The following is a 12,936-nucleotide window of genomic DNA, read 5'->3' as shown; positions in this document are numbered from 1 at the left end:
GAGACCATGAGCGCGATCGAATACGAAATCAGGAATCCCAGCGAGCTTCGCCATGCCGAGGAGGCGGTGCGCATGGCGGATCTGGAAAACATGAGGCCGCTGCCGCGCATCTCCGTCCACGCCTTCTGCGAGAGCGAGACCCTGCAGCGTGTCATGGAACGCTGCGCCAATGATCGGCGCGTGGCGAAGGTCAGCATGCGCATCACCAGCGGCGGCACCGCCGCTGCCGCCAATATGTTTTCCGGCGTCCCGACACCGAACCTCATCATCCTCGAGACCAAGGCGAATGCCGCGAACCTGCTTGCCGAACTCGCGCCGCTTGCCGCGGTCTGCGATCCGACGACCAAAGTCGTCATTATCGGTTATTACAACGATATCGGGCTTTATCGCGAGCTCATCCGCAATGGCATTTCCGAATATATGGTTCAGCCCGTCGCCATGCCCGATATCCTTGCGGCGATGGCCTCGATCTTCGTCGATCCGGACGCCGAGCCGCTCGGTCGCAGCATCGCCTTCATAGGCTCAAAGGGCGGCACCGGCGCCTCGACCATCGCGCATAATTGCGCTTTCGGCATTTCCAATCTCTTCTCCACCGAGACGATCCTCGCCGATCTCGACCTGCCCTATGGTACGGCGAACATCGATTTCGACCAGGATCCGGCCCAGGGCATCGCCGAAGCAGTCTTCGCGCCCGATCGTCTCGACGAGGTCTTCCTCGACCGCCTGCTGACGAAATGTTCCGAGCATCTGTCTTTGCTTGCGGCACCCTCGCTGCTTGACCGTGCCTATGATTTCGATGGCCAGGCTTTCCAGCCGGTGCTCGATGTTCTGCAGCGCAGCGCGCCCGTCACCGTGCTCGATGTTCCGCATGTATGGTCGGAATGGACGCGCTCGGTGCTATCGAGCGTCGACGAGGTGGTCATCGCAGCGGTTCCCGATCTCGCCAATCTGCGCAACGCCAAGAACATGCTGGACGCGTTGCGCAAGATGCGGCCGAACGACAGGCCGCCGCATCTCATCCTCAATCAGGTCGGCATGCCGAAACGTCCGGAGATTTCGCCGTCGGATTTTTGTGAACCGCTGGAAATCGATCCGATCGCGATCATTCCCTTCGACATCAATCTCTTCGGCAACGCTGCCAATAGCGGCCGGATGATCTCTGAAGTCGACCCGAAGTCGCCGACGGCGGAGACCTTTTCGCAGATATCGCACATCGTGACCGGCCGTGTCGCGATCAAGAAGGCGAAGAAGGGCGGCCTAATGGGCCTCCTGAAGCGCAAGTAGACGATGAGCAATTCCAGCAAAAGTGGGCAGCGGTTTTGCCTCCGGAATTGCGTGAAAACAATAAAATGGAGCATTTCCGTGACTCGGAGAGATCGGGAAATGTCCTAGAACGAGCAGATTGGATCGAGTGGCATGTTTGGAAAACGCGGAAACGAAGGTTCCGGAAAGGTCGGAGGTGCCGTTGCGCTCCCGCCGCCGGCTCCGGCCGCCACCCCTGCGGCCTCTTCCCCGTCGATTCTAGTCGAACCCTCGCGTGAGCCCGCACGCCAGCAGGTGACGCCACCGTCGATGCAGACGCCGCCGCGCAAGCGCCCGGCCCGCACCGATGAATATTACGACACCAAGGCGCAGGTCTTTTCGGCGCTAATCGACACCATCGATCTCTCGCAGCTCTCAAAACTCGACGGCGAAAGCGCGCGCGAGGAAATCCGCGACATCGTCAACGACATCATCACCATCAAGAACTTCGCGATGTCGATCTCCGAGCAGGAGGAACTGCTCGAGGATATCTGCAACGACGTTCTGGGTTACGGCCCGCTGGAGCCGCTGCTCGCGCGCGACGATATTGCCGACATCATGGTCAACGGCGCCGGTCAGACCTTCATCGAAGTCGGCGGCAAGACGATCGAATCGGAGATCCGCTTCCGCGACAATGCGCAGCTTCTCTCGATCTGCCAGCGCATCGTCAGCCAGGTCGGCCGCCGTGTCGACGAATCGAGCCCGATCTGCGATGCCCGCCTGCCGGATGGCTCGCGCGTCAACGTCATCGCGCCGCCCCTGTCGATCGACGGGCCGGCGCTCACCATCCGCAAGTTCAAGAAGGACAAGCTGACCCTCGATCAGCTCGTTCGTTTCGGCGCGATCACGCCGGAAGGCGCAACCGTGCTGCAGATCATCGGACGTGTGCGCTGCAACGTCGTCATTTCAGGCGGCACCGGCTCGGGTAAAACCACGCTTCTGAACTGCCTCACCAATTATATCGACAGGGACGAGCGCGTCATCACCTGCGAGGATACGGCCGAATTGCAGCTGCAGCAGCCGCATGTCGTCCGTCTCGAAACGCGCCCGCCGAATATCGAAGGCGAGGGCGAGATCACCATGCGCGATCTCGTCAAGAACTGCCTGCGTATGCGTCCCGAGCGCATCATCGTCGGCGAAGTGCGCGGACCGGAGGTCTTCGACCTGCTGCAGGCGATGAATACCGGTCACGACGGCTCGATGGGCACCATCCACGCCAACACGCCGCGCGAATGCCTGAGCCGTATCGAATCGATGATCGCCATGGGCGGCTTTACCCTGCCGGCAAAAACCGTGCGCGAGATCATTTCCAGCTCGGTCGATGTAGTCATTCAGGCGGCACGCCTTCGTGACGGTTCGCGCCGCATCACCCAGATCACCGAGGTGATCGGCATGGAAGGCGACGTCATTATCACCCAGGATCTGATGCGCTATGAGATCGAAGGCGAGGATGCAAACGGCCGCCTGATCGGCCGGCACATGTCGACCGGCGTCGGCAAGCCGCATTTCTGGGATCGCGCCCGCTACTTCAACGAGGAAAAGCGTCTTGCCGCCGCCCTCGACGCGATGGAAGCGAAGACGAAGGAATAGGCGAGATGTTCGGATTCGATCCCACAGTGCTGGCAATCGTCGCCCTCGCCGCCGTCTCCGCGGCGGCGGTCGCCTATGCCCTGTTGTTTTCGAAAATCGAGGCCGACAAGAAATCGGCAAGCCGCATCAACCGCGTCAAGTCGGCCGAAAGCGACCGGGTCAAGGTCAAGGCTGCCCGTGACCGGGTGCAGGAGCTGTCGAAGCGCCGCAAATCGGTGCAGGACAATCTGAAGGATCTGGAAAAGCGCCAGCACGAAAAGACCAAGAAAACCTTGTCGATGAAATCCCGGCTGGTACAGGCCGGCCTGGCGATCACGGTGGCGAAATTCTATCTCATCAGCGCCGTCTTCGCTTGCGTGCTGCTGCTCGTCGCCTTCGTCGTTGGTGTATCGTGGATGGTCATGGTCGGTGTCGTCGTCGTCGCCGGTCTTGGCCTGCCGCGTTGGGTTCTCGGCTTCCTGATCAAGCGCCGCCAGACCAAGTTTTTGAACGAGCTTCCCAATGCGCTTGACGTCATCACCCGCTCAATCAAGTCGGGCCTGCCGCTCAACGACGCGATCCGCCTTATCGCCACCGAAGGCACAGAACCGGTCAAGAGCGAATTCCGGCGGGTGATCGAGGCGCAGCAGGTGGGCCTCAGCATCCCCGACGCCTGCGCCCGCATGACGATCCACATGCCGCTCCAGGAAGTCAACTTCTTCGCCATCGTTATCGCCATTCAATCGCAGGCTGGCGGCAATCTGTCGGAAGCGATCGGCAACCTCTCCAAGGTGCTGCGCGAGCGCAGGAAGATGAAGGCCAAGGTCCAGGCCCTGTCGATGGAAGCCAAGGCATCGGCCGTCATCATCGGCGCTCTGCCCTTCATCGTCGCGACCCTCGTCTACATGACGTCGCCGAACTACATGATGATCCTTTTCACCGACCCGCGCGGCCATCTCATCATGGGTTTCTCGGCGATCTGGATGTCGATCGGCATCTTCGTCATGCGCAACATGGTCAATTTTGACATCTAGCCGGAAGGAAGCACCATGTCGCAGGATCTTGCCGCAATGCTGACCAATCCGAGCATGCTGATCGCGCTCTTCGTAGCGATCGCCGTCTTCGCGACTTTTTACACGATCGCCATTCCCTTCTTCGAGCGCGGCGATTTGAACAAGCGCATGAAGGCTGTTTCGACCGAGCGCGAGCAGATCCGTGCCCGCGAACGAGCCCGCATGAACACCGAAACCGGCGCCGGCAAGGCCTCGCTCAGGAACCAGAACAACCGCTCGGTCCGTCAGATCGTCGAGCGCTTCAATCTGCGCAAGGCGCTGGTCGACGAAAACACGGTCAATAAGCTGCGTGCCGCCGGTTTCCGCTCGGAAAATGCGCTGAATACCTTTCTCGTGGCGCGTTTCCTGCTGCCCTTCCTTTTTCTGACGCTTGCCGCCGTCTGGGTCTTCGGCCTCGGCAATCTCGCCGGAAGAGGCATGCCCATCCGTCTCTTCGCCGTCATCGGCGTCGGTTATCTCGGCTTCTACGCCCCGAACATCTATATCTCCAACCGCATGGGCAAGCGCCAGCACTCGATCAAGCGCGCCTGGCCGGATGCGCTGGACCTGATGCTGATCTGCGTCGAATCCGGCATCTCGATCGAGGCTGCGATGCGCCGTGTGTCGGAAGAACTCGGCGAACAGTCGCCGGCGCTCGCCGAGGAGATGGTGCTGACCACGGCCGAGCTCTCCTTCCTGCCGGATCGCCGCGTGGCGCTCGAAAATCTTGCCACGCGCACCCAGATCGAGCTGGTGCGTTCGGTGACGCAGGCGCTGATCCAGGCCGATCGCTACGGCACGCCGGTCGCGCAGGCGCTGCGCGTTCTCGCCCAGGAAGGACGCGACGAGCGGATGAACGAGGCGGAAAAGAAGGCGGCCGCCCTGCCGCCGAAGCTGACGGTGCCGATGATCCTGTTCTTTCTGCCGGTGCTGATCGCCGTCATTCTCGGTCCGGCTGGCATTCAGGTGGCAGACAAGTTCTGACGGTTGAGCCGGAAAAAGGCGACCGCTTTCGGCGGAAGACGATGTTTATCAAGGACCATCGGTCCGATCAGCCACCAGCAAACGCGCGTGACCGCAGCCGGCAGAGCTGGTAAATGGGGTGAATGGCCATCGGCAAGCGCAGGCGCCCCCCGCGGCGCCCCTGATGTTCGTTCAATCCAAAAGAGAGGTTTCCGATGTCTTCTGCGGGCATTTTCATCAGCATCATGGCAGCCTTGGCCGTCGGCGCGATGAGCCCTGGCCCGAGCTTCGTCGTCGTCTCCAGGATCGCCATCTCGCGGTCCAGGCTGGATGGCCTTGCGGCCGCACTTGGCATGGGCGCTGGCGGTGTCGTTTTTGCCGTGCTGGCGCTTGCCGGGCTGACGGCGCTGCTGTCTCAGTTCGAATGGCTCTATGTCCTGCTGAAGGTCGCAGGCGGTGCCTATCTCGTCTATATCGCAGTCAATATCTGGAGGAGCGCCGGTCGGCCGCTCGAGGTCTCTGACACCGTCAACGGCAATTGTGCGCCGAGGCTGAGCTTCATGACCGCGCTGCTGACCCAACTCAGCAACCCGAAGACCATCATCGTCTATGCCAGCATCTTTGCCGCACTTTTACCGAGGACGGTGCCGCTCAGTCTCATCGTCGCGCTGCCGCTCGGCGTCTTCGTCGTGGAGGCGGGGTGGTATTCGATCGTGGCCTTCGCTTTTTCGGCCCGCCACCCGCGGCGGCTCTATCTTGCAGCCAAGAGCTGGATCGACCGCAGCGCGGGTGTCGTCATGGCCGGCCTCGGCCTCCGGCTCATTCTCGCGGGCGTAAGTGATCGATAGGCTGTCGCACGTGACTTCGGACGCTCTCGAGCGCAGAGGAGATCCGGTCAGTTGGTATTGCTGCCGTCCGCTGCGCCCGGCGTCTTGTCCTTGGCGGCGAGTTTCTGCCAGGAATTTGGCTGTGAGAGCATGCCTCTGAGATAGGCGACATTGGCATCGGCCTGTTGCGGCGAAAGTTCGCGCCGCGCGATCTGCTCGGCTTCCGGGAAACGTCCTTGCAGACCGACGACGAGGGCAAGGTTCTGCCTGACGCGGCTGTCGGCCGTCGCCTGGCTGGCGGCGGAGCGCAGATAGGTTTCGGCCGTGCGCAGGTCGCCGGTCAGCACGTAGGACATGCCGAGGTTGGAAAGGATGGAGGGCTCGTTCGGCTGGATGTCGAGCGCGTCGCGGTAGCGCTGCCTGGCATCGCTTGCCCGGCCCATCTGGTCGAGGATCGCGCCTTGGGCCGAGACCAGCTTCCAGTCCGGACGGTCGGGTGTCTGGGCGCGGCCGATCGTGTCGAGCGCCTGCTGGAACTGGCCGGCCGCCGCCTGCGCCTTGCCGTAGGCGGCCAGCACGTTGCGGTCGCCGGGATTTGCAATCGCCACCTGCTGCATGACCGCGAGCGCCTGTGTGTCGCGGCCGTTCATGCGCAGCAGATTGGCAAAATTGACGCCGGTAATGGGATCACGCGGGTTCTTTTCATAGGCCTGGCCGAGCCGGTCCGTCGCCGAGCGCAGCTCGGTCGCGTCCATCTCGTCAACCGGCTTAGTGAGTTTCGGCACCGAGCCTGTCGTCATCCGGTCCTTGGTCGTCGAGCAGCCGGCGAGTGCCAGGACGAGCAGCGAGGCCGCGGCGCCCTGCAGGATACGATTCGTGAATATGGTGGTGAGCGAGGCAGGCATGGCGCGTTCCTGGATTCCGAAATCGGCGCCTGACCTCGAAGCGGAACAGGGAAAGGTTTGACGCGTAATCTTCGCTCCAGCAATAGTCTGTTAACCCTAACAGACCGTTAAGGAACGATTCCTTACGACCGCCGAAGGACAATCATGGCCCCCTATCAGTTCATCGAGAGACCGACTCCTTTCAACACGAAGGGCGGTTCGACGCTGCCGATCTTTGCCGTCACGCCTGCCCATATCGACACCGGCACGATCGATCCGATCGCGCTCGATTGGGCGCAGAGGGCAGGCTACAAGGCCGAAAGCGGGTCGCTGCTGCTGATCCCGACGGCTGAGGGCCATCTCGGCGGCGCGCTTTACGGCCTCGGCACCAACCCATCCGAGCAGCCATACATCACCGGCAGGCTCGCCCGTGCGCTGCCGGCCGGCGACTGGCACATCGAGACCGCGCCGCTGACGGCAAATCGCCTGGCGCTCGGCTTCGGGCTCGGCAGCTACCGTTTCGACCGTTACAAATCCGAAAAATCGGCGGCGGCGACGCTGATGATCCCCCGCGATGCCGACGCCGCCGACATCAAGCGCCAACTGGCTGGCGTCTTTCTTGCCCGCGACCTGATTAATACGCCGACGAACGACATGGGCCCGAACCAACTCGAGGCCGTTTTCCGTGGCCTGGCCGAACATTACAAGGCGGAGATATCGGTGATTGCGGGCGACGACCTGCTCACGCAGAACTTCCCGCTGGTCCATACCGTCGGCCGCGCCAGCGCCGATGCGCCACGCCTTCTCGAACTGCGCTGGGGCAAGAAGGGCCATCGCAAGGTGACGCTCGTCGGCAAGGGCGTCTGCTTCGACACCGGCGGTCTCGACATCAAACCTGCCGCCTCCATGCTGCTGATGAAGAAAGACATGGGCGGCGCGGCGAATGTCATGGGGTTTGCCCTGATGATCATGGACGCCAAGCTGAAGGTCGACCTGCGTGTTATCGTGCCGGTCGTCGAAAACGCGATCTCGTCCAACGCTTTTCGGCCCGGCGACATCTACCGCAGCCGCAAAGGCCTGACCGTCCAGATCGACAATACCGACGCCGAAGGCCGTCTGATCCTTGCCGATGCGCTTGCCTACGCCGATGAGGAAGAGCCCGAGCTCTTGATCGACATGGCGACGCTGACCGGCGCCGCCCGCGTTGCTCTCGGTCCGGACCTCCCGCCCTTCTTCACCGATGACGCCAATCTGGCGCATGACCTGACCGAAGCGAGCCTGGAAACCGACGATCCGCTCTGGCGCCTGCCGCTCTATTCCGGCTACGAAAAGGACATCCGCACCAAGTTCGCCGACCTTACCAACGCACCCGCCGGCGGCATGGCGGGTGCGATCACTGCGGCCCTCTTCCTCAAGCGTTTCGTCAGCAAGGCGAAGAGCTGGGTGCATTTCGATATCTTCGGCTGGGCTCCGTCCGAACGGCCGCATTCGCCGGGCGGCGGCGAGGCACAGGCGATCCGCGCGCTCTTTCACCATATCCGCGAAAGCCTGCGCTGAGCCCATACGCAAAAAAGTGTTGAGGCGCGCCGCGTGTTCACGCGCTGCGCCTCGCTATCGATCGTTAAAATTTTATTCACCCTGCCGGGCGGCAATTTCCAGCGCCCCTTGCATGTGCATGGCAACTGCCGGAAAATGAAACGTTAGCGTAACGATCTTCCGGAGGGGCCGTGCCGATCGAACTGACCGCCTCGCAGGCGCTGGGGCTCTGGCATGGCGCGGCGCTCGATCAGGTCCGCCACGATGACCGCGATTTGACGTTGCGCCAGATGGCGATCCTGCTGCATATTTATCTGGTGCCGCCGCCGCACACCGTGCGCGGGCTTGCCGCCACGCTTGAAGTCACCAAGCCGGTCATTACCCGCGCCTTGGATACGATGGGCGAGATGGGCCTGGTCGATCGTGTGCGTGACGATGCCGACCGGCGCAACGTGATCATCAAGCGTACCGTCGGCGGCGCGCTCTACCTGGAAAAGCTCGGCGATCTCATCCGAGATCAGGCGCGCCGACTGCCGATCTGAAAGGAATGCGAATGACGATGCTCGACCGCCGCCTGCATGCCTATAGACCAGATCTCGCGGAAGCGAGGCTTGAGGGCAAGGTCGAGGCGTTGCGCTTCGTGGAAGGCGCGCCGGCCCGTGTTGCCGTTCCCGTCGTGGGTTTACGCCCTGAACCGAATCTTGCGCGCGGCATCGATACGGAGCTGCTTCTCGGCGAGGACGTGACGGTTTTCGATCGCGCCGACGGCTGGTGCTGGGTGAAAGCCGCCTCGGACGGCTATGTCGGTTATGTCGCGGCAGATGCGCTCTTGGAAGGCAAGCCGGCGCCGACCCATATCGTCACCGTGCAACGCAGCTTCGTCTATCCGGAACCGGAACTGCGCAAGCCCTACCAGGCCATCGTGTCGATGGGAAGCCGCGTTCATGTCGCCGGCGAGGCGGAAGCGCGGGGCAATCGCTACGTCGTCCTCGATGACGGAACGGCAATCTTCGCCAAGCACGTCCAGCCGATCGGTGCCCTCGATGGCGCCGATTACGTGGAGATCGCAGCCCGTTTCCTGGAAACGCCCTATCTCTGGGGCGGGCGCTCCGGCCTCGGCATCGATTGCTCCGGCCTTGTCCAACTGGCGATGCTGATGACGGGCAGAGCTGCGCCGCGCGATACCGACCTGCAGGCGGCCGGCCTCGGCCAGCCGATCGACCGATCCGAAATCCGCCGTGGCGACCTGGTATTCTGGAAGGGCCATGTCGCCGTCTTCGAGGATCCGGAAACGATCCTCCATGCCAATGGCCACAGCATGACGGTGGCGCGCGAGAATTTCGCGGCCGCGGTCGAGCGCATCGGCTGGCTCTACGAGCAACCGACCGGCTATCGCCGCCCGATCAGCTGATCAGCTGACTGCATAATTCCTTAAATCGGAATCGATTTAAGGACAAAATTATGCAGCCATTCAAAGTGCTACAGCGTCCTTTGCGCGTCCGAAAAGACGCGCGGCGCTGTAGTCGGAGGCCGCGGCCAGGATCTTACCCCGCCCGTCCAGTCCTCGAAGGCTTTCGACAGTCTCAGCACCCGCAGATCATCGAAACGCGGCCCGACGATCTGCAGGCCGATCGGCATGCCCGATCGGGAGAAACCGCAATTGATCGAAGCAGCCGGCTGCTCAGACATGTTCCACGGCACCGTGAAACCGATGTGCTCGAACGGCAGGGCCGGATCGTTGGTCGGCGATGCCCATTCGGCCGGATAGGAGATGATCGGATTGGTCGGCGAAAGCACGGCGTCGACCTCGGTGAACAGCCGTCCGCAGCTCTTGCGCATCTCGATCGTCTGATTGAAGCCCTTGACCGCATCGACACCGCTGATGTCGGCGCCGCCCATCGCCCAATCCCTGATATAAGGCAGGATGCTGTCGCGCCGTTCTTCGTCGAGGTCCGCGATATCGCCCCAGAACCGGGACCGCCAGAAATTGTCGAGGCCATCCAGCATCGCGCGCGTCAGCACCGGCTGCACTGATATAATGGTGGCGCCGGCCTTCTCGAAATGTTGCGCCGCCGCTTCGACCGCGACCCTGATCTCGTCGTCCACCGCAAGCCCGCAGCCGGCATCGAGCATCAGCCCGATCTTCAAGCCCGACACGTCGATGTCGAGATCCATCCAGTTGAAATCGTTCGGCGGCAGGCTGGTGCCGTCGCGCCAGTCCGGGCGCGACAGCGTCGCCATCGAAAAGGCCGCATCCTCGACCGTGCGCGCCATCGGCCCGACGCAGCGCCCGACATAATAGGGATCGGCTGGAATGCGCCCGTGGCTCGGCTTGAAACCGAAGATGCCGGTCCAACCGGCGGGAAGGCGCACCGAGCCGCCGATATCGGTGCCGATATGCAGCGGTCCGTAGGCGGCGGCCGCCGCTGCGGAAGCCCCGGCGCTCGATCCGCCGGGATTTTGCGTGGTGTTCCAGGGATTGCGGCTGAGAGGATGAAAGCTCGAAAGCCCGGAGGAAAGCATGCCGTAATCGGGGCAGGTGGTCTTGGCGAAGATCACCGCGCCGTCTTCCCGCAGTCGGGCCGCGGCCGGTGCGTCGGCCTCTGCCGGCTTCAGTTCCACTGCCCTCGTGCCGAGCGGAACCGGCTGGCCCTTCGTGGCGATCAGCTCTTTCAGCGTTACCGGGATGCCGTCCAGGGCGCCAAGCGTTTCTCCCTTCGCCCAGCGCTCCGTCGACGCTTTCGCCTGGGCGCGCGCCGATTCCGGATCGTAGAGGTAGAGTGCCGAAATCGAAGGCTCCCAGGCCGCGATATGGTCTTCGAGGGAAAGCCAGTATTCGAGAGGGGAGAGGCTTTTATCGGCGAAGTGCTGACTGAGTTCGCGAATGGTAAGGTCGGTTTCGGTCATGGCATGGTCTTTCGGGCTTTTCGTCTTGGGAGGACATCAGCGGCTCGCCTCGCGCGGATCGAGCAGATCGCGCAAACCGTCGCCGAGCATGTTGAAGCCGAAGACGGTGAGCGCGATGGCAAGACCGGGCAGGATCGCCAGCCAGGGGGCGAGCGCCAGATAGGTTTGCGCATCGGCAAGCATCCGGCCCCAGGTCGGCGCCGGCGGCGCTATGCCAAGCCCGAGGAAGCTGAGACCCGCTTCGGTGAGGATTGCCAGCCCCAGCTGGATCGCGCCATGCACGATGATCTGGCTCATGATATTCGGCAGCACATGGCGCAGCGAAATGGTCAGTCGCGTATTACCGATCGCGCGCGCCGCCGTCACATAGTCGCGGCTCCAGGCCTGCAGCGAGGTCGCAAGCGTCACCCGGGCAAAGACCGGGATCATGAAGACGGCAATCGCGGTGATCGCGGTGAACCGCCCTGGCCGGAGAAAGGCGCCGAGCATCATGGCGGACAGGATCGGTGGAAGCGCGAAGATGACGTCGCAGATGCGCATCAGCAGTGCTTCGAACGGACCGCGGATCGCCGCCGCCGAAATGCCGGCGATCGAGCCTAGCGCCCCGCCGATCATCACCGCGGTGATGGCGATCGACAGCGAATTCCAGCAGCCCGCCATCAGCATCGAAAGCACATCGCGGCCGAACTGGTCCGTGCCGAGCAGACCGAAGGCAAGCGGCGGCTGCAATTTGTGGATGATCTGCATTTTCGCCGGCGGCAGCGGCGTCCAGACGAGCGACAGCAGCGCAACGGCGACCAGCAGGCCGATGATGACAGTCCCAGCAATCAAGTTCATTCGCCGGCTAAGTCTAAAGACTCGATGGCGGCCGGCGATCGCGGGGGATGCAATCGGTACCATGGTTCAGGCCGCCTTTCTCATCCTGGGATCGATCGCCAGATAGGAGAGATCGACAATGAAATTCATCACGATGACCAGGCCTGCGAAGAACAGCACGACGTCCTGCATGACGATGACGTCGCGCTGGGAGAGCGCCTGTAGCGCGAGCCGCCCGAGGCCGGGCAGGTTGAAGACGTTTTCCACCAGCACCGCGCCGGCGACGAGAAAGGTGAATTGCAGCCCGATCATCGTCAGGATCGGGATCATCGCATTCGGCACGATATGGCGCCACAGCACCGCACTGCGTGACAGTCCCTTGGCGACGGCAGTGCGGGCAAAATCCTCATGCATCGTGTCGAGCACCGCCGAGCGCGCCACCCGCGTCAACACGCCCGCCTGCGGCATCGCCAGCGCGACAGCGGGCATAACCAGCGCCTGCAGCGCCGGCAGCAGGCCGGCACTCCAGCCCGGGAAGCCGCCAGCCGGCATCAGCCCGAGCATCGTCGAAAACAGAATGATCAACAGCAGCGCCACCCAGAAGGCGGGCATCGCAATGCTGATCTGCGAAAAAAGGGTTCCGATGATGTCGAAGATGCCGCCGCGGCGCGAGGCGGCCAGCACGCCGAGCGGCAAGGCAATCGCCACCGAAAGCGCGATCGCCATCAGCGCCAGCGGCAGCGTTACCGCTAGCCGCTCGATGATCAACCCCGCGACCGGTACGCCATAGGTTAGCGAATTGCCGAGATTGCCGGAGAGCACGCCGGTCAACCATTGCCCGTAACGCAGCAGCAGCGGTTGATCGAGCCCGAGATCGTGGCGCAGCGCGGCAAGCGTTTCCGGTGTCGCCGAGGTGCCGAGCATGATCGAGGCGGGATCGCCGGGCAGAAGGTCCATGACGGTGAAGATCAGCAGCGAGACGACGATCAGTGTGACGAGGAGACCGGTGAAGCGGCGGGCGAGGATTGGGATCATATGATAGGTCCGCTCGCCGTTCTGGCAACTCCACTCTCCGTCATC

The 12,936-nt window shown here is 62.7% G+C and carries 12 protein-coding genes; 8 read left to right on the top strand and 4 right to left on the bottom strand.

Annotated elements, in window-relative coordinates; all coding sequences use genetic code 11:
* Positions 1-6 precede the first annotated feature (6 nt).
* From ACS4RR_RS01490 to ACS4RR_RS01470, 5 genes are all read left to right on the top strand, one after another.
* Positions 7-1,284, top strand: coding sequence for a CpaE/TadZ family protein (locus ACS4RR_RS01490; protein WP_260109820.1), 1,278 nt, complete (start codon positions 7-9; stop codon positions 1,282-1,284).
* 132 nt (positions 1,285-1,416) lie between these two features.
* Positions 1,417-2,892: a TadA family conjugal transfer-associated ATPase gene (locus tag ACS4RR_RS01485; protein ID WP_260109821.1), complete on the top strand. Its 1,476-nt coding sequence runs from the start codon at positions 1,417-1,419 to the stop codon at positions 2,890-2,892.
* 5 nt (positions 2,893-2,897) lie between these two features.
* The gene (locus ACS4RR_RS01480; RefSeq protein WP_260109822.1) at positions 2,898-3,905 is read left to right on the top strand and encodes a type II secretion system F family protein; all 1,008 of its coding nucleotides are present in this window, start codon (positions 2,898-2,900) and stop codon (positions 3,903-3,905) included.
* 15 nt (positions 3,906-3,920) lie between these two features.
* On the top strand, positions 3,921-4,907 hold the full coding sequence (locus tag ACS4RR_RS01475) for a type II secretion system F family protein (protein ID WP_260109823.1): 987 nt from the start codon (positions 3,921-3,923) through the stop codon (positions 4,905-4,907).
* 194 nt (positions 4,908-5,101) lie between these two features.
* Entirely contained in the window at positions 5,102-5,734 is a 633-nt protein-coding gene (locus tag ACS4RR_RS01470; protein WP_260109824.1) for a LysE family translocator, read from the top strand.
* 47 nt (positions 5,735-5,781) lie between these two features.
* On the opposite strand, the gene ACS4RR_RS01465 is transcribed toward ACS4RR_RS01470, so the two are convergent.
* Complete coding sequence (locus ACS4RR_RS01465) at positions 5,782-6,618, bottom strand: tetratricopeptide repeat protein (RefSeq protein WP_456189613.1); 837 nt, start codon at positions 6,616-6,618, stop codon at positions 5,782-5,784.
* A gap of 144 nt (positions 6,619-6,762) precedes the next feature.
* Here ACS4RR_RS01465 and ACS4RR_RS01460 point away from each other — a divergent pair, with 144 nt between their 5' ends.
* The 3 genes from ACS4RR_RS01460 (at position 6,763) to ACS4RR_RS01450 (ending at position 9,544) form a co-directional block, all read left to right on the top strand.
* Entirely contained in the window at positions 6,763-8,154 is a 1,392-nt protein-coding gene (locus ACS4RR_RS01460; RefSeq protein WP_456189612.1) for a leucyl aminopeptidase family protein, read from the top strand.
* Positions 8,155-8,324: 170 nt separating this feature from the next.
* Positions 8,325-8,675: a MarR family transcriptional regulator gene (locus ACS4RR_RS01455; RefSeq protein WP_064247479.1), complete on the top strand. Its 351-nt coding sequence runs from the start codon at positions 8,325-8,327 to the stop codon at positions 8,673-8,675.
* Positions 8,676-8,686: 11 nt separating this feature from the next.
* On the top strand, positions 8,687-9,544 hold the full coding sequence (locus ACS4RR_RS01450; RefSeq protein ID WP_260109827.1) for a C40 family peptidase: 858 nt from the start codon (positions 8,687-8,689) through the stop codon (positions 9,542-9,544).
* 68 nt (positions 9,545-9,612) lie between these two features.
* On the opposite strand, the gene ACS4RR_RS01445 is transcribed toward ACS4RR_RS01450, so the two are convergent.
* From ACS4RR_RS01445 to ACS4RR_RS01435, 3 genes are read right to left on the bottom strand one after another with little or no spacing between them, the layout of a single operon-like run.
* Positions 9,613-11,040, bottom strand: coding sequence for an amidase (locus ACS4RR_RS01445; protein ID WP_456189611.1), 1,428 nt, complete (start codon positions 11,038-11,040; stop codon positions 9,613-9,615).
* 36 nt (positions 11,041-11,076) lie between these two features.
* Positions 11,077-11,940 (bottom strand): ABC transporter permease, encoded by an 864-nt coding sequence (locus tag ACS4RR_RS01440; RefSeq protein ID WP_260109829.1) that lies wholly within the window; start codon positions 11,938-11,940, stop codon positions 11,077-11,079.
* 3 nt (positions 11,941-11,943) lie between these two features.
* Complete coding sequence (locus tag ACS4RR_RS01435) at positions 11,944-12,891, bottom strand: ABC transporter permease (protein ID WP_260111087.1); 948 nt, start codon at positions 12,889-12,891, stop codon at positions 11,944-11,946.
* Between the last annotated feature and the right edge of the window lie 45 nt (positions 12,892-12,936).

The organism is Rhizobium zaerense (genome assembly GCF_051810725.1).
Lineage (GTDB): Bacteria > Pseudomonadota > Alphaproteobacteria > Rhizobiales > Rhizobiaceae > Rhizobium > Rhizobium leguminosarum_I.
The sequence above is the reverse complement of the archived record's forward strand: the minus strand, read 5'-3'. Positions and strand labels throughout refer to the sequence as shown.